20 protein-coding genes are annotated in these 24470 nt (G+C 70.6%); 9 read left to right on the top strand and 11 right to left on the bottom strand.

Annotated elements, in window-relative coordinates; genetic code table 11:
• Nucleotides 1–39 precede the first annotated feature (39 nt).
• On the top strand, nucleotides 40–1476 hold the full coding sequence (locus ACFVTR_RS17205) for a GH1 family beta-glucosidase (protein ID WP_387039288.1): 1437 nt from the start codon (nucleotides 40–42) through the stop codon (nucleotides 1474–1476).
• 3 nt (nucleotides 1477–1479) lie between these two features.
• Here the strand turns inward: ACFVTR_RS17205 and ACFVTR_RS17200 are convergent, their stop codons facing one another.
• A complete protein-coding gene (locus ACFVTR_RS17200; protein ID WP_387039287.1) occupies nucleotides 1480–2859 on the bottom strand; it encodes an MFS transporter in 1380 nt (459 codons plus the stop codon).
• A 5-nt stretch (nucleotides 2860–2864) separates the two neighbouring features.
• Nucleotides 2865–3347 carry a MarR family winged helix-turn-helix transcriptional regulator gene (locus ACFVTR_RS17195; RefSeq protein ID WP_376942162.1) on the bottom strand — a complete coding sequence of 161 codons (483 nt, stop codon included), beginning with the start codon at nucleotides 3345–3347 and terminating at the stop codon, nucleotides 2865–2867.
• Nucleotides 3348–3464: 117 nt separating this feature from the next.
• On the opposite strand from ACFVTR_RS17195, the gene ACFVTR_RS17190 reads away from it, so the two are divergent.
• On the top strand, nucleotides 3465–3878 hold the full coding sequence (locus ACFVTR_RS17190) for a nitroreductase/quinone reductase family protein (protein ID WP_376942160.1): 414 nt from the start codon (nucleotides 3465–3467) through the stop codon (nucleotides 3876–3878).
• 70 nt (nucleotides 3879–3948) lie between these two features.
• On the opposite strand, the gene ACFVTR_RS17185 is transcribed toward ACFVTR_RS17190, so the two are convergent.
• Complete coding sequence (locus ACFVTR_RS17185) at nucleotides 3949–7752, bottom strand: NPCBM/NEW2 domain-containing protein (RefSeq protein WP_387039286.1); 3804 nt, start codon at nucleotides 7750–7752, stop codon at nucleotides 3949–3951.
• A gap of 129 nt (nucleotides 7753–7881) precedes the next feature.
• Here ACFVTR_RS17185 and ACFVTR_RS17180 point away from each other — a divergent pair, with 129 nt between their 5' ends.
• Nucleotides 7882–8730: an alpha/beta hydrolase gene (locus ACFVTR_RS17180; protein ID WP_387039285.1), complete on the top strand. Its 849-nt coding sequence runs from the start codon at nucleotides 7882–7884 to the stop codon at nucleotides 8728–8730.
• A 36-nt stretch (nucleotides 8731–8766) separates the two neighbouring features.
• On the opposite strand, the gene ACFVTR_RS17175 is transcribed toward ACFVTR_RS17180, so the two are convergent.
• On the bottom strand, nucleotides 8767–8970 hold the full coding sequence (locus tag ACFVTR_RS17175; RefSeq protein ID WP_387039284.1) for a hypothetical protein: 204 nt from the start codon (nucleotides 8968–8970) through the stop codon (nucleotides 8767–8769).
• Between the two features lie 179 nt (nucleotides 8971–9149).
• On the opposite strand from ACFVTR_RS17175, the gene ACFVTR_RS17170 reads away from it, so the two are divergent.
• Nucleotides 9150–10871: a beta-N-acetylhexosaminidase gene (locus tag ACFVTR_RS17170; RefSeq protein ID WP_387039282.1), complete on the top strand. Its 1722-nt coding sequence runs from the start codon at nucleotides 9150–9152 to the stop codon at nucleotides 10869–10871.
• Nucleotides 10872–10942: 71 nt separating this feature from the next.
• Here the strand turns inward: ACFVTR_RS17170 and ACFVTR_RS17165 are convergent, their stop codons facing one another.
• Nucleotides 10943–11587, bottom strand: coding sequence for a histidine phosphatase family protein (locus ACFVTR_RS17165; RefSeq protein WP_387039280.1), 645 nt, complete (start codon nucleotides 11585–11587; stop codon nucleotides 10943–10945).
• A 141-nt stretch (nucleotides 11588–11728) separates the two neighbouring features.
• On the opposite strand from ACFVTR_RS17165, the gene ACFVTR_RS17160 reads away from it, so the two are divergent.
• Both ACFVTR_RS17160 and ACFVTR_RS17155 read left to right on the top strand, forming a co-directional pair.
• Nucleotides 11729–12778, top strand: coding sequence for a lipoate--protein ligase family protein (locus ACFVTR_RS17160; protein WP_387039278.1), 1050 nt, complete (start codon nucleotides 11729–11731; stop codon nucleotides 12776–12778).
• 56 nt (nucleotides 12779–12834) lie between these two features.
• A complete protein-coding gene (locus ACFVTR_RS17155; protein WP_387039277.1) occupies nucleotides 12835–13158 on the top strand; it encodes a hypothetical protein in 324 nt (107 codons plus the stop codon).
• A 3-nt stretch (nucleotides 13159–13161) separates the two neighbouring features.
• Here ACFVTR_RS17155 and ACFVTR_RS17150 read toward each other — a convergent pair whose 3' ends face one another.
• Nucleotides 13162–13779, bottom strand: coding sequence for a TetR/AcrR family transcriptional regulator (locus ACFVTR_RS17150; protein WP_387039275.1), 618 nt, complete (start codon nucleotides 13777–13779; stop codon nucleotides 13162–13164).
• Between the two features lie 114 nt (nucleotides 13780–13893).
• On the opposite strand from ACFVTR_RS17150, the gene ACFVTR_RS17145 reads away from it, so the two are divergent.
• The 3 genes from ACFVTR_RS17145 (at nucleotide 13894) to ACFVTR_RS17135 (ending at nucleotide 18335) form a co-directional block, all read left to right on the top strand.
• The gene (locus tag ACFVTR_RS17145) at nucleotides 13894–15336 is read left to right on the top strand and encodes an APC family permease (RefSeq protein WP_387039273.1); all 1443 of its coding nucleotides are present in this window, start codon (nucleotides 13894–13896) and stop codon (nucleotides 15334–15336) included.
• 329 nt (nucleotides 15337–15665) lie between these two features.
• Nucleotides 15666–17396, top strand: a complete 1731-nt coding sequence (locus ACFVTR_RS17140) for an amidohydrolase (RefSeq protein ID WP_387039272.1) — start codon at nucleotides 15666–15668, stop codon at nucleotides 17394–17396.
• A gap of 30 nt (nucleotides 17397–17426) precedes the next feature.
• The gene (locus ACFVTR_RS17135) at nucleotides 17427–18335 is read left to right on the top strand and encodes a DNA-methyltransferase (protein ID WP_387039270.1); all 909 of its coding nucleotides are present in this window, start codon (nucleotides 17427–17429) and stop codon (nucleotides 18333–18335) included.
• 1 nt (nucleotide 18336) lies between these two features.
• On the opposite strand, the gene ACFVTR_RS17130 is transcribed toward ACFVTR_RS17135, so the two are convergent.
• The 5 genes from ACFVTR_RS17130 to ACFVTR_RS17110 all read right to left on the bottom strand — a co-directional run bounded on the left by ACFVTR_RS17130 (nucleotide 18337) and on the right by ACFVTR_RS17110 (nucleotide 24243).
• Entirely contained in the window at nucleotides 18337–19362 is a 1026-nt protein-coding gene (locus ACFVTR_RS17130; RefSeq protein ID WP_387039268.1) for a LacI family DNA-binding transcriptional regulator, read from the bottom strand.
• 21 nt (nucleotides 19363–19383) lie between these two features.
• Nucleotides 19384–20847: a GH1 family beta-glucosidase gene (locus ACFVTR_RS17125; protein WP_387039266.1), complete on the bottom strand. Its 1464-nt coding sequence runs from the start codon at nucleotides 20845–20847 to the stop codon at nucleotides 19384–19386.
• A gap of 26 nt (nucleotides 20848–20873) precedes the next feature.
• Complete coding sequence (locus ACFVTR_RS17120; protein ID WP_387039265.1) at nucleotides 20874–21824, bottom strand: carbohydrate ABC transporter permease; 951 nt, start codon at nucleotides 21822–21824, stop codon at nucleotides 20874–20876.
• Complete coding sequence (locus ACFVTR_RS17115; RefSeq protein WP_387039264.1) at nucleotides 21821–22852, bottom strand: carbohydrate ABC transporter permease; 1032 nt, start codon at nucleotides 22850–22852, stop codon at nucleotides 21821–21823. Before ACFVTR_RS17115 ends, ACFVTR_RS17120 begins: the two co-directional genes overlap by 4 nt.
• A gap of 86 nt (nucleotides 22853–22938) precedes the next feature.
• Nucleotides 22939–24243 (bottom strand): ABC transporter substrate-binding protein, encoded by a 1305-nt coding sequence (locus ACFVTR_RS17110; RefSeq protein ID WP_387039263.1) that lies wholly within the window; start codon nucleotides 24241–24243, stop codon nucleotides 22939–22941.
• Nucleotides 24244–24470 lie beyond the last annotated feature (227 nt).

Raw genomic sequence — 24470 nt, 5'->3', positions numbered from 1 at the left:
GTGACGATCACGCGTCCGCGGTGCGCGGAAGGTGCGAGGATGAGCGCCGTGACCAGTGCATCGCCCAGTGACGTCGGCCCGCTCGAGTTCCCCCCTGGCTTCGTGATCGGCTCGGCGACCGCGTCGTATCAGATCGAAGGTGCCGCCGACGAAGACGGCCGCACGCCGTCGATCTGGGACACGTTCAGCCGCACGCCCGGCCGCACCTGGAACGGCGACACCGGCGATGTCGCCTGCGACCACTACCACCGGCTCGAGTCCGACCTCGACCTGATGGCCTCGCTCGGTCTCGAGGCGTACCGCTTCTCGCTCTCGTGGTCGCGGCTGCTGCCGGGCGCCGGCGATCGGCCGAACCCCGCGGGGGTCGACTTCTACTCGAGGCTCGTCGACGGGCTCCTCGCCCGTGGCATCCGCCCCATCGCGACGCTCTACCACTGGGACCTGCCCCAGGAGCTCGAGGACGCCGGCGGCTGGACGAACCGCGACACCGCGCTGCGCTTCGCCGACTACGCGGGGCATGCCGTCGACGCGCTCGGCGACCGGGTGCACACGTGGACCACGCTCAACGAGCCGTGGTGCTCGGCGTACCTCGGCTACGGCTCGGGCGCCCACGCGCCGGGCCGCACCGACGGTGCCGCCGCGCTCGCCGCGGTGCACCATCTGAACCTCGCGCACGGGCTCGCGGTGCCCGAGATCCGACGTCGTGCGACGAACACTCCGGATGTCTCCGCCACCCTGAACTTCCACGTCATCCGCGGCGGCGACGCCGAGGCGACGCGTCGCATCGACGCGCTCGCCAACCGCGCCTTCACGAGCCCGATGCTGCTCGGCAGGTACGACGACGACCTCATCGCCGACACCGCCGGCGTGACCGACTGGTCGTTCGTGCGCGACGGCGACCTCGAGCTCGTGCACCAGCCGATCGACGTGCTCGGCGTCAACTACTACTCGACCGTGACCGTCGCGATGTGGGACGGCGTGAGCGAGCGCAGCCGCAACGACGGCCACAAGGACGTCGGCGGCACGCCGTGGCCCGGCAGCGAGCACGTGGAGTTCCTGCCGCAGCCCGGGCCGTACACCGACATGGGCTGGAACATCGCGCCCGACGGCCTCGAGGAGCTGCTGGTCTCGCTCGGCGAGCAGTTCCCCGGGCAGCCGCTGATGATCACCGAGAACGGCGCGGCCTTCGCCGACGTGGTGACGCCGACGCTCGACGGCCCCCGGGTGCACGACGTCGAGCGGGTCGACTACCTGCGTCGGCACTTCGCCGCGGCCCGTCGGGCGATGGACCGCGGGGTCGACCTGCGCGGCTACCTCGTGTGGTCGCTGCTCGACAACTTCGAGTGGGGCTACGGCTACTCGAAGCGGTTCGGCATCGTCCGGGTCGACTACGACACGCAGGAGCGGCTCGTGAAGGACAGCGGGCGCTGGCTGGCCGGCCTCCTCGCCGCACGCGCGGAGGCGCGGCAGGGCTGAGGCTCAGCCCTTGGCCGTGCTCGGCACCCGCAGGGCGTCGGTCGTGATGATCGGGGTCGCCTCCGTCGGCACCTGCAGGGCCTCCGTCGGCACCGCGATGGCCGAGGTCGGCACGACGGCGATCGCGGCCGTCGGCGGCGCGTCGAAGCGCACCGCGGCGGCCCAGCGGCGCTCAGGATGCCTCGTCACGCGCATGCCGCGCGAGACGATGAGCCAGATCGCGCCGATCAACGCCGCCACCCCGGCGGCGATCGCGGCGACGCCGAGACCCCAGCGCGGACCCCAGCTGTTCGCGACCGCGCCGACGATCGGCGCGCCGATCGGCGTGCCACCCGACAGGATCGCGAAGTACAGCGCGAGCACGCGCCCGCGCAGCGCCGGGTCGGTCGTCGTCTGCACGTAGCCGTTCGCCGTCGTGAGCATCGTGACCGCGGCGAAGCCGATCAGCACCGTCGAGGCGGCGAAGAGCACGAAGGTGGGCATCACCGCCGAGATCCCGGCGGCGACGCCGAATCCGGCGGCCGCGAGGATGACGACACGGAGGCGTGCGCGCTCACGGCGGGCGGCCAGCAGCGCACCCGCGAGCGAGCCGATCGCGAGGATCGAGTTGAGCAGGCCGTACTCGCCGGCGCCGCGCCCGAACTCGACGGCCATCGTCGAGGAGAAGATCGGGAAGTTCATGCCGAACGCGCCCACGAGGAACACGATTACGAAGACGACGACGAGGTCGGGCCTGCTCCACACGTAGCGGAAGCCCGCGACGAAGGCTCCCCGTTCGCGGCTCGCCCGAGGCATCCGCTTGAGCTTCTTGCCCTTGAGCATCGCGAGGGCGCCGAGCACCGCGAGGAAGGTGACGGCGTTGATGATGAAGACCCAGCCCGAGCCGACGAGCACGATGAGCACACCGGCGACGGCGGGGCCGATGAGGCGCGCGGTGTTGAACGAGGCCGAGTTGAGCGCGACCGCGTTCGACATGTCGGAGCTCGAGACGAGGTCGGTGACGAAAGTCTGCCGCGCCGGGTTGTCGATCGCGTTCACGATGCCGAGCAGGCCCGCGAAGACGTAGAGGTGCCAGAGTTCGGCGTGGCCGAAGATGAGCAGCAGGCCGAGGGCGAGGCCGAGCAGCATGAGCGCCGTCTGGGTGCACATGAGGATCTTGCGGCGGTCGAAGCGGTCGGCGATGAGACCGGTGATCGGCACGAGCAGCAGCTGCGGGGCGAACTGCAGGGCCATCGTGACGCCGACGGCGAGGGCGTCGTTGGCGGTGAGCTCGGTGAGGACGACCCAGTTCTGGGCGGTCGCCTGCATCCAGGCGCCCACGTTCGAGACGAGGGCGCCGATGAACCAGATTCGGTAGTTGACGTGGCTGAGGGAACGGAACATGGCACTCACTGGTCGAGGAGCCTCCCGAGGATCGTGGTGGCGCGAGCGAGGACCTCGCGGTCGGCGGGGTCGAGGGCGGCGTACCGCTTGGCGATCCACGCGTCGCGGCGCTTGCGGGTCTCGCGGACGACGACGTCGCCCGCTTCGGTCACCTCGACGAGTACCTTGCGGCGGTCGTCGTCGTCGGTGCGGCGCGTGACGTAGCCGGCGTCGACGAGGCAGTTGACCGTGCGGTTCATGCTCGGCGCGGTCACGCGCTCGAGCTCGGCGAGGCGGCCGATCGTGAGCGGCCCCTCGCTGTGGATCCACCCGAGGGTCGAGAACTGCGAGGCACTGATCTCGGTGTCGCTGCGCTGCTGGCGCAGGCGCCGCGAGAGGCGCATCACCGCGATGCGGAGTTCGGTCGACTGCTCGGCCAGCGTCAGGCGTCGAGAGGATGCCACGGGGTTGGGTCGCGTGATCGCGGCAGTGTTCGTGGCATCCGTCATGATGCTTAGTCTAACAAATTAGTGTGGCTAAGTATTTCAGGGAGCGATGCCGTGAGATCCTCCCGCGGAATCGACGGCGCGAGGAAGATTCCGCACTCCGCCCGCGTTGGAGCCGACATGGGTTGGAATGATGACGTCATCGAGCAGTTCCGCAGCACCAAGGGCACCGAGAACCACTGGGGCCCGAAGTTGGTGATCCTGCACTCCATCGGCGCCAAGTCGGGCGAGACGCGCCTGAATCCCGTCGTCGGCTTCCGCAACGACCAGGGATGGCGCGTGGTGGCATCCAAGGGGGGCACGCCCGAGAACCCCGCTTGGTACCACAACCTGCGCGCGAACCCGACGTTCGAGCTCGAGGCGCTCGTCGACGGCGAGGTCGTCGTCCAGACGGTGACCGCGACCGAGATCCCCGAAGACGAGTGGCGCGAGGCGTACGACGCGATCGTGTCCGAGGAGCCGCAGTTCGGCGGCTACCTCGAGAAGACCGACCGTCGGATCCCGGTGCTGCAGCTCACGCCCAGCGTGAGCTGATCGGCACCGGACCGAACACGCGGATGCCCCGGCGAGTCGCACTTGCCGGGGCATCCGGGTCATCGCGACCTCAGTCGCAGGTGAACTTCGCGTCGCCCCACACGCCGTGGGCGCCGTTGATGCTGCCGGGCGCCTCGACGATCAGGTCGACGTACTGCACGCCTTCGAGATCGACGCTCACCTTCTCGGGCGCGAACCCGGGGGTGAAGGTGCGCGACTGGTAGCGGTTGTCGCCGTCGGCGTCGACCTTGAAGATCACGTTGCCGGCGAACTTCGCCTCGAGCCCGACCTCCGCGGTGAAGGCGCTGCACGCCCCGCCCACGTAGTACGTGATCTTCGAGAGCGCGTGCACCCCGAGTCCCTTCGCGTACGTCGGGTTCTGCCCCGTGGCCGGGTCGGTGTAGTTGATCGCGAGCGGCACGTCGGGCGAGTTCGCGGCGTCCTTGTTCGCCACGTTCTTGCCGATGACGCCCCAGCCGTTCGAGGCGCTCAGCCACGGCAGCTCGGAGGCGAAGACCGTGCCCGACGGCGGCGTCGGCAGCGGCTGGTCGACGACCTTCCAGTCGAAGATCTTCATCCGCGACTCGGTCGGCAGCACGACGTAGGCGAGCTCCTTCGAGGGGTTCAGCCGCAGCACGTTCGAGTACACCTGGTACTTGCCCGTCGGGTACTCGTACACGTTCGGGTTCGTCGCGCTGTTGCGCCCGAGCGAGGTGATCGCGACCGACGACCCCTGCAGGCCGGAGGCCTGCAGCAGCCAGTTCGGGAAGTACACGCTCTGCTTCGCGACGCTGCCGTCGGCGTAGTGCAGCTCGAGCTCGGGGTTGACCCCGCCGCCCGTCGCCGCCGACGCGAGGATCGCGAGGTGCGTGCCCTTGCCCGTGAGCGCAATCGTCTGCCCCGCCGGCGAGACCGAGTCGGCCGCCCCCGAGGGTGCGGGCCACGTGTACCCGATCGCCGCGTCGCCCGTGCCGACGGTGACCGTCGAGCCCGGCGTGACGCCCGCGCGGGCGAGCGCCTCGGCCGAGAAGCTCGCACCTCCGCCGTCGAAGTTCGCCGCCTTCGCCGTCGCGATCTCGCTGATCGCGTCGGCGTTGTAGGCGCCCGCGAGGGAGCCGTAGGCGACGTAGAGCTGGTTCGCCCCCGCCACCGTGTTCGGCTGGCCCTTCGAGGTGTACGACGCCTCGACGGCGACCGTCTGCAGGTCGGCGGCCGCGGCATCCGTGACCTCGAAGACGAACTCGGCGTTCGCCGTGCCGCCCTTCTTCACGGTGCCTGCGTGCTCGCCGCTCGAGGAGACGAGGCTCCAGCCCTCGGGTGCGACGGGCGTCAGCACGACGTCGTCCTTCGCCTTCGTGCCCGTGTTGGTGAAGGTCGCGGTGACGGTGGTCTCGTCGCCCTGGAAGACGCGGTCGACGAGGTCGACGGCGACCGATGCCGCGGTGACGTCGGCATCCTGCCCGCCCACGCCGCTCGTGTCGGTCAGGGTCAGCCGCACCGACTGGTTCGAGTCGATCGCACCCGTCGAGATCACGACGACTCCGCCCGCCTGCTCGGGGAGGAAGGCCCAGCCGGGCGCCTCGTCGAGCTCCGCGACGTCGTCGACGCGCGGGAGCGCGCGGTTGCCGAGCTTCACGTTCTTGGGCTCCGAACCGGTGTGCGCCTCGACGCGGTAGGGCCGCGACTCGGCCTTGCCGTCGTAGTCGCCGTCGCGCTCGCCGATCTCGATGCGCACGGTGCCCTTCTTGCCGGCCTTCGGCGCGTCGACCGTGAATCGCTGCACGCTCGACTCGCCGTCGGCGTAGGCGCGGGTCACCTGGTCGTCCTCGTAGAGCGCGAACTCGCTCTCGTCCTGCGGGTAGACCGACAGGGTGATCGGCGAGTCCTCGGGCACGAGCGAGGCGTTGCGGGCGACGACGCCCTGCGGCACGACGGCGCCGGCGCGCACGAAGATCGGCAGCTTGTCGAGCGGCGCGGGGTGGCCGTTGAGCACCTGGCCGCCCTCGTAGAGCCTGCCCGTCCAGTAGTCGACCCACTGCTCGCCCGCCGGTAGGTAGATGCCGTTGCGCACGGTCGTCTTCGTGAACACCGGGGCGACGAGGTAGTCGCCGCCGAGCAGGAACTCGTTGTTCGCCTCGACGCTGTAGGCGCCGGGGTCCTTCGGGTAGTCGAGCGCGAGCGAACGCATCATCGGCAGGCCGCTCGCGTGCGACTCGGCTGCCAGCGAGTAGATGTACGGCATGAGCTGCTGGCGCAGCTGCAGGTACGAGCGGTTGATCTCGGTCGCCTGGTCGCCGTAGAGCCACGGCCGCTTGTCGACCGAGGCCCAGCCGCTCATCGAGTAGAGCGCGGGGGCGAAGGCCTTCCACTGCAGGTCCCGCACGTAGCTCTCGGCGGAGCCGCCGAAGATGCCGTCGACGTCGCCCGTGGTGAAGGGCATGCCCGAGTTGCCGGCGCCGGTGAGCGCCGAGACCTGCCAGCGCACTGCGTCGAGGTTGCCCGAGTGATCGCCCGTCCACTGCATGCCGCAGCGCTGCGAGCCCGCCCAGCCCTCGACCATGAGCGAGGTTCCGCGGGCGTCGGAGTACTGCTCGATGCCGCTGTGTGCGGCCTCGCAGCCGGTGAGCGCGAGGCGGTAGCCGGCGCCGACCCACGCGACGTCGAGCTTGCGCAGGCGAATGCCGGCCTCGCCGACCTCGTACTCCTGCTGGGTCAGCGAGCGCTGGGTCCAGAGGCCGGTCTCGAGGCCGGTCTCCTCGGCGATTGCGTCGACCGTCTCGGGCAGCTCCTGGTACTCGCAGCCGTAGCCGTCGTTCACGAGCATCCAGCCCGCGGGCATGTCGTGCTCGACGAAGTCCTTCGCGATCTCGAGCGCCTGCGGGGTCTTCAGCTTCGCCGGGTCCTTCGATCCCGAGTAGGTCGGGCTCGACCGGTTGTAGCAGTCGGCGTCGCCGTACTCGAGGGCGTAGACGGGCGGCATCATCGGCCGGCCGGTGAGCTTCGTGTAGCCGTCGAGCGCATCCGTGTAGTCGCCGACGAAGTAGTAGGCGTCGAAGCGCTGCTCGGCGTGGGTCGTCGTGTGTCCGGCGAAGTCGTAGCTGCCGGCGGCGAAGGTGTTGCGGAGCACGCCGTAGCCGTTGGACGACATGTAGTACGGCACCGCGTTCGGGTAGCCTTCGTCGTCCCAGTCGTAGCTGCGGGCGACGTTGATGGTCGCGCCGGTGTGGATCGACCGCCCGTTCTGCATGCCGCCGCCGAGGAACTGCTCGCCGTCGACCGCGGCCAGGTGCTGCGTGGTCGAGGCGCCGCCGAAGGTCAGCGGCTCGGACTCCGCCCACACGAGCGAGCCGTCGGCGCGCGTCAGCGTCGCGGCGCCGGTCGCGCGGTCGATCGCGAGCGAGACCTGCTCGGTCGAGACGGTGATGGTGTCGCCCTCGGTGACCTCCACGGATGCCCCGTCGAAGTCCTCGGTGCCGATGACGATGTTCGCCGTGCGCGCCGGGTCGTTCTGCGGGGTGTTCGCCGGGTCGGTGAACTCACCGGTCGGGGTCGCCTCGAGGCGGAGGGTGCGCTCGTCGAGGAAGGTGGCGCGGATGGCGCCGTGCTCGGCCTCGAGGGTGACGCTCGCACCGTCCTTCGTGACGTCGGTCACGGCGCCGAGGGTCTCGCCGGTGTCGTCGACGGGGACCTCGGGGTTCACCTTCTTCGGGGTGATGGGCGTGGGTTCGGACGAGGCGGCCGCGGCCGGCTCGGGCGTGGCGCCGACCGTGAAGGCGACGGCGCTGATTCCGGTAATCGCGACGAGTGCCGCGAGGCCGAGGGCGGTGGTGCGCCGCGGTCGACCCGCGACGCGTGTTCCAGGTTGCTGCATCATTGCTCGCATTCTCGGAAGTGATGGTTTATGACGTTTTGACGCGCTAAACGTTCAAATAAGATCACTCCGGAATCACCCCCGTCAAGGGGGCGTCGCGGTTCAGGACGAACGGCCTGCCACAATGACCACATGCCGACCTTCACCGACGCGCACGGGGTCCGAGTCCACTACGAGTCGTGGCGCGTTGCGGAGCCGCATGCGGTGATCCAGCTCGCGCACGGCGTCGGCGAGCACATCGGGCGGTACGGCGAACTCGTCGAGGCCCTCAACGCCGCCGGCTACTCCGTCTGGGCCGACGATCACCGCGGGCACGGCAAGACGGGCTTCGAGCAGCACGGCGGGGATCTCACCCGGATGGGCCGGCTGGGGCCCGGCGGGCTGCGGGCCACGGTCGACGCCGTCGAGCGGTTCACCGGGGTGATCCGCGCCGAAGAGGGGTCGGACGTGCCCCTCGTCTACCTGGGCCACTCGTGGGGTTCGCTCGTCGGGCAGATCATCATGAACCGCTCGGCCGAGAACTACGACGCGTTCGTGCTCACCGGGACGGCGTACCGCACGCTGCTGCACATGAACGGCGGCGACCTCAACGCACGGTTCCGCAAGCTCGGACCGACGCCGGTCGAGTGGCTGAGCCGCGATCCCGCGGTCGCCCCGGCCTTCATGGCCGACCCGTACACGACGGCTGACTCGGTGCGGAAGCTGTTCGGCATCGTCGACGCCGCCCGCCTGCTCGGCCGCCCGGTGAAGGGCCTCCCGCCCGAGCTCCCGCTGCTCATCATGATCGGCTCCGACGACCCGCTCGGCGGCGAACGCAGCGTGCGCCTCCTCGCCGAGCGCTACGTGCGGCACTCGGGGCTCACCGATGTCGAGGTCGTCGTCTACGAGGGCGCCCGCCATGAGATCTTCAACGAGACGAACCGCGAGGAGGTGCGGGCCGATCTCGTGCGCTGGCTCGACGAGCGGTTCGCGGTCGACTGAGCGGGTCGCGGGGCGCGGGCGCGGGCGCCGGCGGGCTCAGGCGACGAGCGTCCACACGATGATCGCCGCGACGGCGGCGAGCACGAGCGCGAGGCCGGTCGCCGCGCGGCCGATGCGGCGGCGGCTCACGCTGCCCGGCTTCAGCGAGTCGCGCGAGAGCCGGTCGAGGTTCGGCGCGACCGCCTGATACGGCGGGTCGACGGTGCCGTTCGGGGCGGGTCTCCGGTCGTCCTCGTCCATTCGCGCAGTCTACGGCGGGCCCCGGAGAACGGGGTGATCCGCGGGCGATCGTGAGTGAATGATCACTCGATCTGCGCGTAAGTGATCGATTCGGGCTCGCTATTGACACACTCGATCAGATCTCGTTAGCTTCGAGGAAACCCGGACCACCTGACCGCCGATGCTCGAGGAGGACACCGATGTCCAGACGACCCCGCGCCACCGCGCTCGCCGCAACCGTCGCAGTGGGCGCGCTCGCGCTCATCGCCGCACCGCTCCCAGCCAATGCAGCCGACACCGGCGACGACCGCGCCGAGATCGCGCTCATCCCCGCGTCGGCCGAACTCGTCGCCGGCGCCGGCACGCCGGTCGACCTCGGCTCGGGCAGCGTCATCAAGATCCATCCCCGCGACGACGGCGCCGCCGAGGTCGGCGAGGGTCTCGCCGAGTTGCTCCGGGATGCCACGGGCTACGCGATCCCGGTCGGGCAGCGCGCGGCCGGGGCATCCCAGGGCGCCACCATCGTGCTCTCGACCCGCGGTGACGCCGCCCTCGGCGACGAGGGATACCGGCTCGTATCCGAGGGCACGCGCGTGACGATCGAGGCGCACAGCGCCGAGGGGCTGTTCCGCGGCGCCACCACGTTGCGGCAGCTCCTGCCCGACGAGATCGAGTCCGTCGGGTCGCCCGGGGTCGACTGGTCGGTTCCCGCCGTCAGCATCGACGACGCGCCGCGCTACGACTACCGCGGCGCGATGCTCGATGTCGGTCGACGGTTCTACCCCGTCGACGACGTCAAGCGGTTCATCGACCAGATGGCGCTCTACAAGTACAACGCCCTCCACCTCCACCTGACCGACGACCAGGGCTGGCGGCTCACGGTCGATGCGCGACCCGAGCTGACGCGCATCGGCGCCTCGACCCAGAGCGGTTGGAAGCCCGGGACCGGCGGGCCGTGGTTCTACACGAAGGCCGACTACCAGGAGATCGTGTCGTACGCCGCCGAGCACTTCATCGAGGTCGTGCCCGAGATCGACGGGCCGAGTCACGCGATGGCCGCCAAGGCCTCGATCCCCGAGATCAACTGCGACGGCAAGGCCGTCGCGCCGTACTCGGGCTTCGACGTCGGCCTGCCGACCATCTGCCTCACGCCCGAGCGTCGCGACGAGGTGCGCGCCTACCTGCAGGACGTGCTGACCGAGGCCGCGCAGCAGAGCTCCTCCGACATCGTGCACATCGGCGGCGACGAGGTGCCGTCGACGACCCAGGAGCAGATGGACTGGTACGTCGAGACGTCCGCCGAGGTACTCGCCGAGCAGGGCAAGCGCGTCATGGGCTGGCACCAGATCGGCGCATCGCCGCTGCCCGCCGGGTCGATCATGCAGTGGTGGGCCGATGCGGGCGATCAGGCGTCGATCGGCACACCGAACGAACGAGCCGGCGTGCGTGAACTGCGCACCGCGCTCGCCCAGGGCGCGACCGTCGTGGCGTCGCCCGCCGACCGCGCGTACCTCGACATGAAGTACGACGCGAGCGTGCCGTACGGCCTGCGCTGGGCAGGCTACGTCGACCTCGAGCGCGCGTACGACTGGGACCCGATCTCGGTGACCTCGAGCCCCGACGGCAGCGTCTCGCTCGCGACCGAGGACCAGATCGAGGGCGTCGAGGCGGCGCTCTGGGCCGACCGCGCGTACCGCGGCTCGAACTCGCTGCCGACCTCGCTCGACCAGTTCATCCCGGTCGCGCAGTACGCCGACTTCACGAGCTTCCCGCGCATGCCCGCGATCGCCGAGGTCGGCTGGTCCGCGCCCGAGGTCCGCTCGTTCGACGACTTCGAGCGTCGCATCGTCGCGCACGCCGACCGCTGGGACGAGATGGGCATCGGGTACTACCGTGCGCCCGACGTGCCCTGGGAGGACTGAGGTCCGTCGCACCCGTGCGAGGCGTCACCGGGGTTCCCGGTGGCGCCTCGTCGTGTTCGCGCCGCCCGGGGCTACACGCCCGCGTGCCACGGCGGCACGTCGTAGCCGAGCAGGCGGATGCGCGGGTGATGCGCCGCCCGCGACTCGGTCGCCCACGGGTAGACGATCGTGGTCACGTTGCAGTTGCCGAGCACCGGAAGCAGGTCGCGGTAGCCGTCGGGGTCCATGCCGGCGAGCTCGCAGAACAGGAGCCGGATGAGCGTCGCGTGCGCGACGATGAGCACCCGGCCGTCGGGGAACTCCTCAACGAGCTCGTCGAACACCGGAAGCGCCCGCTCGATGCCGGCGCGGCCGGTCTCGCCGCCGGGGAACGGATTCGACGCCGGCGCCTCGCAGAACGCCGCCCACTCCTCGGGGTACTGCTCGACGAGTTCGTCGGGCGTCAGCCCCTCGGCGTCGCCGAAGTCGATCTCGACGAGCCGGGCCTCGTTGCGCACGGGCAGGCCGGTCGTCTCGGCCGCGGGTGCCGCCGAGCGCTGGGCGCGGCTGAGCGGCGAGGCGACGATCGCGTCGAGTTGCGCGCCGACCGCCCAGGCGCCGAGTGCCGCGGCTTGGCCGAGGCCGTGCCGGGTGAGCGGCACGTCGGAGTTGCCCGCGTAGCGGTGCTCGGCGTGCCAGACGGTCTCGCCGTGCCTGGCCAGGAAGAACGTCGTCATGCCGCCAGCGTACGCAGGAGGTCGACGAACGGGAACGAGTCGCAGGATGAATCGGCGGACACGCCGTGAACGACCGGTGCCGATCGCCGATCCTCCTCCGACTCGCTCCCGGTGCCGGCGGTGATCCGTAGGCTGTACCGCATGCACGGTGAATACAAGGTGCCCGGCGGCAAGCTCGTGATCGTCGACTTCGACGTCGAGGGCGGGATGCTGCGAAACGTCCGCGTCGCGGGCGACTTCTTCCTGGAGCCCGACGAGGCCCTCGACGACATCAACGCCGCGCTCGAGGGGCTGCCCGCGGCATCCGATGCGAAGCAGATCGCGGCCGCGATCACCGCGGGCCTCCGCAGCGACGCCGTGATGCTCGGCTTCTCCGCCGACGCGGTCGCGGTCGCGGTGCGACGCGCGCTCACCGAGGCGACGAGCTGGGCCGACTACGAGTGGGAGATCGTGCACGACGAGGCCGTGCCGCCGCGCACGCACCTCGCGCTCGACGAGGTGCTCGCCTCGCGCGTGGGGGAGGGGCGGCGCAAGCCCACCCTGCGCTTCTGGGAGTGGGACGAGTCGGCCGTCGTGATCGGCTCCTTCCAGTCGGTGAAGAACGAGGTCGACCCCGAGGGTGCCGAGAAGTACGGCTTCGAGGTCGTCCGCCGCATCTCGGGCGGCGGCGCGATGATGATGGAGCGCGGCAACGTCGTCACCTACTCGCTCTACGTGCCGGCCGAGCTCGTGCAGGGCATGAGCTTCGCCGACTCGTACGCCTTCCTCGACGACTGGGTGCTGCAGGGTCTGCGCAACGTCGGCATCGAGGCGACGTATCAGCCGCTCAACGACATCGCGAGCCCGGCGGGCAAGATCGGCGGCGCCGCGCAGAAGCGGCTCGGCTCGGGCGGGGTGCTGCACCACGTCACGATGGCGTACGACCTCGACAACGAGAAGATGCTCGAGGTGCTGCGCATCGGCCGCGAGAAGATCAGCGACAAGGGCATCGCGAGCGCCGCGAAGCGGGTCGACCCGCTGCGGTCGCAGACGGGACTCAGCCGTGCGGCGATCATCGAGAGCCTCAAGCAGACCTTCGCCTCATTGACCGGGGCGACGGTCGGCACTGTCTCGGCCGATGAGCTCGCCGAGGCCGAAGAGCTCGTCGAGACGAAGTTCGCGACTCGCGAGTGGCTCTACCGGGTGCCGTGATCGGCCCCGCGCACCCTGGCGAGGAAGTCTCAGGGTCGCACCGCTAGACTCGCCGGGTGGATTGGTGGATCTGGCTCCTGTGCGCGCTCGTCGCCGTCGTCGTGCTCGGCGTCGCGGTGAAGCGCGGCTGGATCGACCTCTCCGACAAGACGAAGAAGGGTCGCCCGAGCGGCAGCGCCGTCATGATGATCGGTGACGAGGTCTTCGCGCCGCGCAAGTACGAGGCCCAGGTCGAGATGGAGCGGCAGAAGCGCCTGCCGACGCCCGCCCCGACGCCCGACGGCGACAAGGGCATCGCCTTCGCCGACGAGCAGGATGCCTCGGGGGCGCCTGCGGCGCGCGCCGAGCGGTTCAAGGGCTCGATCCGCCTCGACGTCTGACGGTTACTCGGCCGTCGCCGTCGTCGACGTCGGGCAGCCGAGCTCGGCGGCCACGGCGCGCATGGTCGCTGCCGCCGTCGCGACGGTCATGAGCGCGTTGCCGCCGACGATGTGCAGGCCGTAGGCGTCTTCGAGGGCGACGAACGTCATCGCGAGCTGTTCGTCGTCGAGCCTCGGGGTGAAGTGCCCGGCGGCCCGCCCCGCCGCGAGGATGCGCCGGTAGGTCTCGAGCTGGCGCAGGTAGAGATTCTGCACGAGCTCGTCGTGGAGGGTCGAGTTGCCGCTGAGCACGTCGAACTCGTAGAGCAGGCTCATGAGGGCGTCGTCGGGGCCGCTCGGGAGGCCGCCGTCGATCGCCGCCGCGAGCTGCTCCCGCGGGTCGTCGAGCGTCGCGATCGTGGCGTCGCGCTGGTCGCAGAAGCGTTCGACGCCGGCCGCGTGCGCCTCGGCGAGCAGCGCGTCGAGGTCTTCGTAGTAGTAGAGGATCGCGCCTCGGGTGAGGCCGGCCTGCGCGGCGACATCGGTCAGCGACAGCGATCGGAGGCCGTGCATGCGCCCGGCGGCATACGTCGCCTCGATGAGCGATTCGCGGCGGGCGCGTTGGTCGCGGGGTCGGGCCATGCCCTTGACACTAACCGATCGCCCTGTCATGCTCGGTGCATTCTTTGACACTTGAGTCAAATTATTCGTCCCCAACGACGCACCACTCGGATCCCCCGACGAAGAGAGACCGACATGTCCACCCCTCCCTCCCTCGACACCGCCGCGACGACGACGCACGGCGGGCAGCTCTCGCGCTCGCTCGGCGTCGGCGGCAACGTGCTCATCACGCTCTCGGGCATCTCGCCCGCCTCGAGCGTCTTCATCCTCGGCGGCGCCGCGCTCGCGACCTACGGCACCGGCGTCTTCTGGGGCTTCGCCCTGGCCGGGGTCATCAGCCTGCTCGTCGCCCTCTGCTACGCCGAGCTCGGGTCGCGGCATCCCATTGCCGGCGGCGACTACTCGCTCGTGAACCGCGTGCTCGGCCCGGCCGCGGGCGCCGCGGTCTTCTTCATCAACCTCGTCACCCTGCCGCTCATCGTCGCGATCTTCGCGCTCGGCGTCGCGGACTACCTCGGCGTCGCGATCGCGGGACTGGACCCGCTGTGGACGGCGCTCATCGTGATCGTGCTCGCGACCGTGACGGCGTGCTTCAACATCCGCACGAACGCGTGGGTGACCGGCGCGTTCCTCTTCGTCGAGATGGCGGCGCTCGTGCTGCTCGCGGTGCTCGGCCTCATCCACGTCGAGCGGCCCGTGACGGCGCTGTTCGACCCGCAGGTGCTCGAACCCGCGACCGGTGGGCTCGCGCCACTCGGCATCGCCGGCCTCGTGCTCGCGGTCACGCAGGGCATCTTCTCGTACAACGGCTACGGCGGGGCGATCTACTTCGCCGAGGAGACCCGCAACGCCCGCCGCACGATCGCGCGCGCCGTGCTCTGGAGCGCACTCATCACCGTGCTCGCCGAGCTCATCCCGCTCACCGCGATCCTGCTCGGCGCCGACTCGCTCGAGGGTCTCTTCGGTGCGGCGCTCCCGGTCGAGACCTTCCTCGCCGAGAGTGCCGGCGACGCCGTCACGATCGTCGTGCTCGTCGCGATCGCCCTCGCGATCGTCAACGCCATCATCGCCATCGCCCTGCAGTCCGGCCGCCTGCTGTTCGCCGCGGCCCGTGACCGGGCCATGCCGGCCGGGCTCGCGCGCCCCCTCGCCACCGTCTCCCCGTCGACGAAGATGCCCGTCGCCGCGACCGTCGTCATGGGCGTGCTCGCCCTCGCCGCCTGCTTCGTGCCCTTCGACGTGCTGCTCAACGCGACCGGCTCGACGCTCGCCTTCAGCTACGGCTTCATCGCCCTCGCCGCGATCGTCGTGCGCCGTCAGACGAACCGCGAGACCGCGGCCGGCGCCTCGACCTCTGCGTACTTCCGCATGCCGTTCTGGCCGCTCGCGCCGATCGTCGCCCTCGCCGCGATCGCGACGATCTTCGTCATCGGCATCCTCGACCCGGGCCAGTGGCTGAGCCTCGGCATCGCCGCCGGCATCATCGCCGCCGGCTTCGCCTACTACGCCCTGTACCTGCGCCGGAACCCCGGCGCAGCCCACCTCCTCGACGCCGACGAGGACGACGATCTCGTCTGACCTCGCCACGGAACGCGACGGGATCGCGGCGGTCGGCCGGTCGTTCCGGCTGCGCGATCTCGTCGCCCCGGGGGCATCCCCGCGGGGAGCGAGACCACATGACCACATGACCACACCGGTCGAGACCACACGACCACATGACCACACCGGTCGAGACCACACGACCACATGACCACACCGTCCGTGGGGTGAACCCCCGGGCCGCGGTGCATCCCACTTCGCTCAGGCGTCCACGAATCCACGAATCCACACGATCGCTGCGGACGCGTCGACACCCCTGAGGCCCAACCGCGCACCGAACCACCGCACACCACAGAAAGCCCAGCACCATGACCCTCGACCTCCTCATCACCGGCGCCCGAGTGCGCACCTTCGACCCGGCGCAGCCGTGGGCCGAGGCGATCGGCGTCTCGGGCGATCGCATCGCCTTCGTCGGCCCAGCCGATGAGGCGCCCGCCGCCCGCCGCACGATCGAGGCGAACGGGCGGCTCGTGACCCCGGGCATCATCGACAGCCACAACCACCTGCTGCTCGGCTTCGACGAGGACGCGGTCTCGCTCGAGGGGGCGCACACCCTCGACGAGGTGCGTCGCCGGATCGCCGAGTTCGCCGCGGCGCGTCCCGAGCTGCCCTGGATCTGCGCCGAGAACGCCGTCTATGCGATCGTCGAGAACCGCCGCCCGAACGCGCGCGATCTCGCGGGGCTCGACCCGCTGGGCCGGCCGATCTTCGTGACGACCTACGACCAGCACTCGGTCTGGCTCGACCGGCGCGCCCTCGAGGTGCTCGGAATCGACGACGGCGGCGAGATCGCCTGGGGCCGCGCCGAGCGCGACGCCGACGGCGCGGCGACCGGATGGGTCACCGACTTCTACACGAGCGCGATGACGGTGGCGGGGCTCGCGGGGCTGCAGCGCGACATCCCGATGTACTCGCCCGAACGCCGCTACCGCAAGCTGCAGTCGAGCATGCGCATGGCGACCGCCCTCGGCATCACGACGGTCGTCGAGCCGCAGGTGCCCCTCGCCGAGCTGCCGCTCTTCGAGCGAGCCCTCGCGGAGGGCGTGCTGAGCTCGCGGGTGATCGCGGCGCTGTTCCACCCGGTCGGTGCCGACGGCGAGTTCCGCAGTACCCTGCGCGACACGATCACGAACGCGGCCGAGCACGCGGATGCCTCGGGCCTCCTGCGCCTCGGACCGATCAAGCTCTACGCCGATGACGTCATCGAGCCGCACACCGCGCTCATGCTCGACGACTACGCGAACCGCCCAGGACGGCGGGGGCGCCCGAGCTACGCCGGCAACGGCGGGCGCGAGCTCGTCGACGTCGTCACCGAGCTCGACCGGCTCGGCCTGCAGACCCACACGCACGCGACCGGCGACGGCGGTATCCGGCTCGCGCTCGACGCGATCGAGCACGCGCAGCGGGTGAACGGCACGGTCGACCGCCGCCACGGCGTCGTACACGTCGAATGCCTGCACCCCGACGACCTCGGACGGTTCGCCGAGCTCGGCGTCACGGCGGCGATGCAGCCGCGGCACTGCTCGCCCGACCTCGTCGCCGGCACCTGGATGGACAACGTCGGCGAGGAGCGGTGGAACCGGGCCTGGCGGTTCAGGAGCCTGCTCGAATCGGGCGCCACCGTCGCCTTCTCGAGCGACTGGCAGGTCGGCGAGATGGACCCGCTCGTCGGCCTCTTCTCGGCCGCGACCCGCGCGGCCCTCGACGGCGGCGACGCGTGGACGGCGGGGGAGCGGGTCGGCCTCGACCGCTCGCTCGAGGCGTACACGGTGCACGGCGCACGGGCCTGGCATCTCGAGGGATCACGCGGCCGACTCGTGCCCGGCATGGACGCCGACCTCGTCGTCTGGTCGGGCGACCTCTTCGCGCACGAGCACGATCCGGCGGGCCTGCTGGGCGAGCACGCCGAGGTGACGCTCGTCGGCGGGTGCGTCGTGCACTCGCGCGGTGCGGTGGCCGACGCGGTCGGTGCGGCGTCCGCCGCCGATCCGGTCGCGGGCCGCGAGTTCTCGGAGGCGCACGCGCACGGCGGCCACTGAGCCGAGCGGGGCGACTGGCAGACTGGGGGCGTGGCAGCCGACGAACCGAACCGCATCATCCATGCGGACAACCTCGCCGTGCTGCCCACCCTGCCCGAGGGGGGCTTCACACTCATCTACCTCGATCCGCCGTTCAACACCGGTCGGGCGCAGGCGCGGCAGGCCACCCGCCATGTGCGGCAGCGCGCCGGCGGCGACCCGTCGCCCGAGCAGGCCTCGGCGAACACCGTCAACACGATCACCGGGTTCGCGGGGCGCCAGTACGAGCGCATCCGCGGCGACCTGCTGCGCTACGACGACCGTTTCGACGACTACTGGGGGTTCCTCGAGCCGCGGCTCGTCGAGGCCTGGCGCCTCCTGGCCGACGACGGCACCCTCTACCTGCACCTCGACTACCGGGAGGCGCACTACGCGAAGGTGCTGCTCGACGCGCTGTTCGGGCGCGAGTGCTTCCTGAACGAGCTCATCTGGGCGTACGACTACGGCGCCAAGTCGAAGCGGCGCTGGCCGACGAAGCACGACACGATCCTCGTCTACGTGAAGAACCCCGACGCCTACTGGTTCGACTCGACCGCGGTCGACCGCGAGCCGTACATGGCGCCGGGGCTCGTGACCCCCGAGAAGGCCGAGCTCGGCAAGCTGCCGACCGATGTCTGGTGGCACACGATCGTCTCGCCGACCGGCAAGGAGAAGACCGGGTACCCGACGCAGAAGCCCGAGGGCATCCTGCGGCGCATCGTGCAGGCCTCGACCCGCGAGGGCGACTGGGTGCTCGACTTCTTCGCCGGCTCGGGCACGACCGGCGCCGTGGCGGCGACGCTCGGCCGCCGCTTCGTGCTCGTCGATGAGCACCCCGACGCGATCGCGGTGATGCAGGCGCGCTTCGCGGAGGTCGCGGGGGTCGCCTTCGAAACCGGGCCCACCGCGGCAGCGGGCTGAGCTACGCCGACTCGCGCACCACGAGCTCGGTCGGCAGGATCGTCGCGTGCGGCACCTCGGCCTCGCCGGCGAGCAGCCGCAGCAGCACGTCGGCCATCGCGGCGCCCGCCGCCTCGGAGGGCTGTGCGACGGTCGTGAGCGGCACCGGTCCGGTGATCGCCGCGGGGCTGTCGTCGAAGCCGACCACGGCGACGTCGTCGGGCACGCGCAGGCCGCGCTCACGCAGTTCGGCGACGACGCCCGTCGCCATGAGGTCGCTCGCGACGAACAACGCGTCGAGGCCGTCGTCGCCGACGCGGTCGAGCAGTCGGCGAGCGGCGAGCGTCGCCCCGGCGGCCGTGAAGTCGGCGGTCTCGAACAGCTCGTCGGAGAGCCCGGCGCCGCGAACGGCGTCGAGGTACCCGTCGAGCCGGTCGATGCCTGCCGGCATGTCGACGGGACCGGTGATCGAGCCGATGCGGCGGTGCCCGCGGCCGATGAGGTACTCGGTGCCCGCCGCGGCGGCGGCACGGTTGTCGACGTCGACGAAGTAGTCGTCCTGGCCGGCGTCGAGCGCGGGCCGGCCGCCGAAGACGAGCGGCACCGCGGGCCGGGTGTCGGCGAGGATCGCGTCGCCGACGTGGTGCGAGATGACGATCGCCCCGTCGACCACGCCCGAGTTCAGGTAGCGCAGGGTCTTGTGGTGCGGGTCGGTCGAGGCGACGAGCAGGTTCAGCACGAACTCGCTGTCGTCGACGCGGCTCGTGATGCCCTTCACGATCGTCGCGAAGTACGGGTCGCTGAAGAACCAGGTCACGTCTTCGGGCACGACGAGCGCGATCGCGTTCGACGAGCGCCGGGCGAGCGATCGCGCCGCCCGGTTCGGCACGTAGTGCAGTTCGGCGACGGCGGCGTTCACGGCTTCGACGATGTCGGGGCTGACCTTCGGCGAGCCGTTGACCACGCGGCTCACCGTCGCGCGCGACACCCCGGCCACGCGGGCCACCATCTCGAGGGTCGGGGGCGACCCCGCGGCATCCTTCGCCATGTCGTCAGTCTAGGTCTGCGGTCACAGCGCGCGGTCGCGGATGATCCGCGAGTACTCGTGCCCGCTGTGCTTCACCGTGCGCACCTGCGTGTCGTAGTCGACGTGCACGATGCCGAAGCGCTTGTCGTAGCCCCAGGCCCACTCGAAGTTGTCGAGCAGCGACCAGTAGAAGAACCCGCGCACGTCGACCCCGGCGTCGGCGGCGTCGAGCGTCGCCGCGAGGTGCGCGCGCAGGAACTCGGCCCGGTCGGCGTCGTCGATGCGGACACCGCCGCCGCCCGCTGCGTCGAGGACCGTCACGGCGTCGTCGTAGGCGGCGCCGTTCTCGGTGACGGCGAGCACCGTGCCCGCGGCGGCGGCGTAGTCGTCCCAGATGCGCCGCAGCAGGCGGGTGAGCCCCTCGGGCTGCACCTCCCAGTTCTGCGCCGTGCGGGGCAGGCCCCGCTCGACCGAGTGGAGGCCGTCGGGCGCGGGGTAGGGGCTGCGCGTCGGGCGCGCGTTCGCGGGCGCTCCCGACACCGGCGGGGTCGCGGGCGGCTCCGCCGAGACGAGGTCGCCGTGGTAGTAGTTCACGCCGAGGGTGTCGATCGGGGCGGCGATCACCTCGAGGTCGCCCTCCTGGACGGCGGCCTCGAAGCGCGCGACGGCCGCGGCGTCGACGGCCCGGACGTCCTCGATGATGTCGGCCGGGTACGAGCCACGGAAGACCGGGTCGAGGAACCAGCGGTTGAACTGCCCGTCGAGGCGGCGCACCGCATCCACGTCGGCGGGGTTCTGCGGGTCGGCGGGGTCGGCGACGGTGTGGTTCAGCGTGAGGCCGAGGTCGAGCGACGCGTCGCGCGCCCGCAGTTCGCGCACGACCTGCCCGTGCCCGAGCAGCAGGTGGTGCGAGGCGAGCAGGCCCTCGGCGACGCTCTGGTGCCCAGGCGCGTGCTCGCCGCCCGTGTACGAGAGGAACGACGCGCACCACGGCTCGTTGAGCGTCGTCCAGGTGGTGACCCGGTCGCCGAGCGCGTCGTGCAGCGAGAGCGCGTACTCGGTGAAGCGGTCGCTCGTCTCGCGGACCGTCCAGCCGCCGAGCTCCTCGAGGGCCTGGGGCAGGTCCCAGTGGTAGAGCGTCAGCCACGGCTTGATGCCGGCGCCGAGCAGCTCGTCGACGAGGCGCGAGTAGAAGTCGACGCCGGCGGGGTTCACCGGGCCGCCGTCGGGGCGCACCCGTGCCCACGAGGTCGAGAACCGGTAGGTCTGCAGCCCGAGCTCGCGCATCAGCGCGACGTCCTGCGGCATGCGGTGGTAGTGGTCGCAGGCGACGTCGCCGTTGTCGCCGCCGGTCACCGCACCGGGGACGCGGGTGAAGGCGTCCCAGATGGAGGCGCGGCGGCCGTCCTCGAACGCGGCCCCCTCGATCTGGTAGGCGGCCGTGGCCGCGCCGAACAGGAACCCGTCGGGGAAGCGGCGGCGCGTGGCATCCGTCGTGGCGGTCATCTGACGTTCCTCTCGAAGTTCGACGGTCATCCCTTCACTGCTCCTGCCATGATTCCCGAGATCAGCTGCTTTCCGGCGATGACGAAGAGGATCAGCAGCGGGATGGTCGCCATCACCGCACCGGTCAGCACGATCGAGTAGTCGATGTAGAAGCCCGACTGCAGCTGGCTGAGCGCGGTCTGCAGCGTGGGGTTCGACGGGCTCAGCACGATGAGCGGCCAGAGGTAGTCGGTCCAGGCCGTCATGAACGTGAACAGCCCGAGGATCGCCATCGCCGGTCGTGCCGCCGGCAGGCCGACGGTGAAGAAGGTGCGGAGCTGGTTCGCGCCGTCCATGCGCGCCGCCTCGATGAGCTCGTCGGGAATGACGTCGACCATGTACTGCCGCATGAAGAAGACGCCGAATGCGGTGACGAGCGTCGGCACGATGACCGCGCCGATCGTGCCGGTCCAGCCGAGCTCCTTCATGATCATGAAGAGCGGAATGATGCCGAGCTGGGTCGGGATCGCCATCGTCGCGACGACGAAGACCAGGAGGCCGTCGCGGCCGCGGAACCGGAGCTTCGCGAACGCGTACCCGGCGAGCGTCGAGAAGGTCACGACCGAGATCGTGATGATCGTCGAGATCAGGATCGAGTTGCCGAGCGCGAGCCAGAACGGGATCGCGTCGAGCACCTTCTGCGCATTGGTGAGGAAGTTGCCGCCCGGGATGAGCGGAAGGGTCTCGCCGCGCGTCGAGTTCGTGCCGGACCCGACGACGAACGACCACCACAACGGGTAGGCGCTGCCGATGAGGAACGCGGTGAGCAGTCCGTAGGTGAGGAACCCGGGGCGGCTGCCGAGGCCGGCCACGCCGGAGGAGCGGCGGCGACGGGGCGCCGAGTCGGCCGGACGCTCGTCGCGCGGGCGGCGCGGCTGGTCGGGGCCCACGGTGTCGACCTGGACGGCGGGCAGCGGCTCGGGAATGGCGGTGCTCATCGGTTCTCTCCTCGGGCGAGGGCGCGGCGGGTGCGACGGTTCGGGCGACCCTCTCCGGTTGCGATGCGCCGCGAGATCAGGAAGTTCACGAGGCCGAAGCCCACGATCAGCAGGAACAGCAGCCACGCGACGGCGGCGGCTTCGCCGAAGTCGCGGCGGAAGAAGGCGAGCTCCCACATGAAGAGCACGGTCGTCTGGAACTGACGGTCGCTGCCGCCGATGCCGCCCGCGCTCGAGACGTCGAACAGTCTCGGCTCGGCGAAGATCTGCAGGCCGCCGATGGTGGCCGTGATGATCACGAAGATGAGGGTCGGCCGGATCGAGGGGATCGTGATCGAGAAGAAGCGACGGATGCTGCCGGCCCCGTCGATCGCGGCGGATTCGTAGAGGTCGCGGGGCACGGCCTGCATGGCCGCGAGCAGGATGAGTGCGTTGTAACCGGTCCACCGGAAGTTCACCATTGTGGCGATCGCGATGTGGCTGAGGAACGTGTCGTGCTTCCACGCCTGATCGGGGATGCCGATGAGGTTCAGCAGGTTGTTCGCGAGACCGTCGGCCTCGTTGAAGATGCTCGAGAAGATGAGGGCGACGGCGACGGGTGTGACGACGAAGGGCAGCAGCACGCCCATGCGCCAGAAGGTCGGGGCCCGGAGCCCCTGGTCGAGCAGGTACGCGCAGACGATCGCGACGATGAGCTGGGGGATCGCGGACAGCAGGAAGATGCTGACGGTGTTGAAGATCGAGTTCCAGAACATGCTGTCGCCGAGGATCTCGACGAAGTTGTCGAGCCCGACGAACGGGCCCTGACCCTTCAGCAGGTCCCACTCGTGCATCGAGACGACGAGGGTGTACCCGAGCGGGAAGAGGCCGACGAGGGCGAAGAGGAGGAAGAAGGGGGAGACGTAGAGGTACGGGGACGCCTTCAGGTCGAACCTGGACAGTCGCTGCCGGAACGTCGGTCGGGACGGGCCTGCGGGCGGCGGGGTCGGCGCCGCGTCCGCGCGGGGTGTGCGGAGCGTGGTGGTCATGGCTGGCCGTTCTCGGGGTGGGGAGATCAGGACGGGTCGGGGTCCCCGGGCGCGAGCCCGGGGACCCCGAATGCGCGAGCGGTCGGTCAGTCCTCGACGAGCTCGTGGAGGAGCTCGATGGCCTGGTCCCACCCGGTGGTGGCGTCGACCTCACCGCGGTCGAGGGCATCGAGCACGGGGCCGAACACGTTCTCCTGGATCACCGAGTCGTCGGCGCCCTTGAACTGGGCGACGATGCCTTCGGCGCGCTTGGCGAGGATCGCACCGGTGGGTGCGCCGTTGAAGAACTCGTTGGGCTCGGCGGCGGACGCGAGCTCCTCCTGGGCACCGAGGGTGCTCGGGAAGTTGCCGGCGGCCGTGGACTGCTTGACCTGCTGTTCGGGCTGGGTCAGCCAGTCGGCGAGCTTCGCGGCCTCCTCCTTGTGCTGGCTCGTCTCGGGGACCGAGAGCCACGCGCCGCCCCAGTTGCCCTGGCCGCCGGGGAACACGTCGGCGAAGTCCCAGCCGGTGGAGGCGTCGCCGCCGCCGGCCTCGGTGCTGCCCTGAATCACGCCGAGCATCCAGCCGGGGCAGACCGCCGTGGCGAAGGTGCCGTCGACGAAGGACTTTCCGCTGTTCCAGTCCCACTCGGCCTGAGCTGCCGAGAGCTTGTCGCCGACCGCGGCGGCGAGCAGGTCGAAGTTCGCCTTGAGCTCGGCGTTGTCTTCGACGTTGAGTTCGCCGTCGCTCGTGTAGTAGCCCTCGGGCATCTGGTTCACGATCGAGTTCCAGACGAAGCCGGACTGGTCGAACCACGCCTTGCCGGTCGCAGCCTGGTACTCGCGGCCGACGTCGAAGTAGTGCGCCCAGTCGCCCTCGAGCAGTGCCGCGACCTCTTCGCGGTCGGTCGGAAGGCCGGCGGCGGCGAAGGCCGGGCCGTTGTAGCAGAGACCCGTCGGACCGATGTCGGTGCCGTATCCGATGACGCGGCCGTCGGCGTCGGTCGCCTGGTCGTACTTCCAGTCGACCCAGTCGCCCTTGCGGTCTTCGATGCCGTACTCGGTGAGGTCGACGAACTGGTCGGAGACCTCCATGATGGCGCCGAGCCAGCCCTCTTCGATCGCGACGATGTCGCTGAGTCCGGAGCCGGCGGCGATCTTCGTGAACGCGTCGGTCCGGGCGTTGCCGCCCGTGTCGATGTTGGTCGCCTCGATCTTCACGCCCGGGTTCTCGTCCTCGTACTCCTTGTAGAGGTCGTCGTAGCCGAACGTGCCGAACGTGGTGATGGTGAGGGTGATGTCCTCGCCGTCGGAGCCCTGGTCGCCACCGGTGGAGCATGCGGTGGCAAGGAGGGCGATGGATGCCGCGCCGGCGAGGGCGACGGCACCACGGGTGCGTCGTGAGAGCTTCACGGTCACTCCTTTGTGTGCGTGGGTTGTGTGCGTGGGGATGTGTTTCGGTGCAAGGGTGAGAGCGCTCTCTCACGTCAACGTGAGAGCGCTCTCACACCGTCGGGAGGTGACTCTACGAGTGATTTCGCGAGATGTCAAGAGAGCGCTCTCACGGAGGGCCCGCGACGCGGTGGCGCGGGTGCGGCACACCCCGCTGGGAAGCCCCTCGGCGTGCAGGCCGGGGTGGC

The organism is Agromyces sp. NPDC058126 (assembly GCF_042884595.1).
Taxonomy (GTDB): Bacteria; Actinomycetota; Actinomycetes; order Actinomycetales; family Microbacteriaceae; genus Agromyces.
Note: the sequence above shows the minus strand (reverse complement) of the source record. Positions and strands in the feature narration are given on the sequence as shown.

Coding starts and splice junctions, on each gene's coding strand:
- ACFVTR_RS17160 (WP_387039278.1), top strand. CDS start 11,729: ATGCACGGTGAATACAAGGTGCCCGGCGGCAAGCTCGTGATCGTCGAC.
- ACFVTR_RS17190 (WP_376942160.1), top strand. CDS start 3,465: ATGGGTTGGAATGATGACGTCATCGAGCAGTTCCGCAGCACCAAGGGC.
- ACFVTR_RS17165 (WP_387039280.1), bottom strand. CDS start 11,587: ATGACGACGTTCTTCCTGGCCAGGCACGGCGAGACCGTCTGGCACGCC.
- ACFVTR_RS17185 (WP_387039286.1), bottom strand. CDS start 7,752: ATGATGCAGCAACCTGGAACACGCGTCGCGGGTCGACCGCGGCGCACC.
- ACFVTR_RS17115 (WP_387039264.1), bottom strand. CDS start 22,852: ATGACCACCACGCTCCGCACACCCCGCGCGGACGCGGCGCCGACCCCG.
- ACFVTR_RS17130 (WP_387039268.1), bottom strand. CDS start 19,362: ATGGCGAAGGATGCCGCGGGGTCGCCCCCGACCCTCGAGATGGTGGCC.
- ACFVTR_RS17140 (WP_387039272.1), top strand. CDS start 15,666: ATGACCCTCGACCTCCTCATCACCGGCGCCCGAGTGCGCACCTTCGAC.
- ACFVTR_RS17125 (WP_387039266.1), bottom strand. CDS start 20,847: ATGACCGCCACGACGGATGCCACGCGCCGCCGCTTCCCCGACGGGTTC.
- ACFVTR_RS17175 (WP_387039284.1), bottom strand. CDS start 8,970: ATGGACGAGGACGACCGGAGACCCGCCCCGAACGGCACCGTCGACCCG.
- ACFVTR_RS17150 (WP_387039275.1), bottom strand. CDS start 13,779: ATGGCCCGACCCCGCGACCAACGCGCCCGCCGCGAATCGCTCATCGAG.
- ACFVTR_RS17120 (WP_387039265.1), bottom strand. CDS start 21,824: ATGAGCACCGCCATTCCCGAGCCGCTGCCCGCCGTCCAGGTCGACACC.
- ACFVTR_RS17195 (WP_376942162.1), bottom strand. CDS start 3,347: ATGACGGATGCCACGAACACTGCCGCGATCACGCGACCCAACCCCGTG.
- ACFVTR_RS17200 (WP_387039287.1), bottom strand. CDS start 2,859: ATGTTCCGTTCCCTCAGCCACGTCAACTACCGAATCTGGTTCATCGGC.
- ACFVTR_RS17205 (WP_387039288.1), top strand. CDS start 40: ATGAGCGCCGTGACCAGTGCATCGCCCAGTGACGTCGGCCCGCTCGAG.
- ACFVTR_RS17145 (WP_387039273.1), top strand. CDS start 13,894: ATGTCCACCCCTCCCTCCCTCGACACCGCCGCGACGACGACGCACGGC.
- ACFVTR_RS17180 (WP_387039285.1), top strand. CDS start 7,882: ATGCCGACCTTCACCGACGCGCACGGGGTCCGAGTCCACTACGAGTCG.
- ACFVTR_RS17170 (WP_387039282.1), top strand. CDS start 9,150: ATGTCCAGACGACCCCGCGCCACCGCGCTCGCCGCAACCGTCGCAGTG.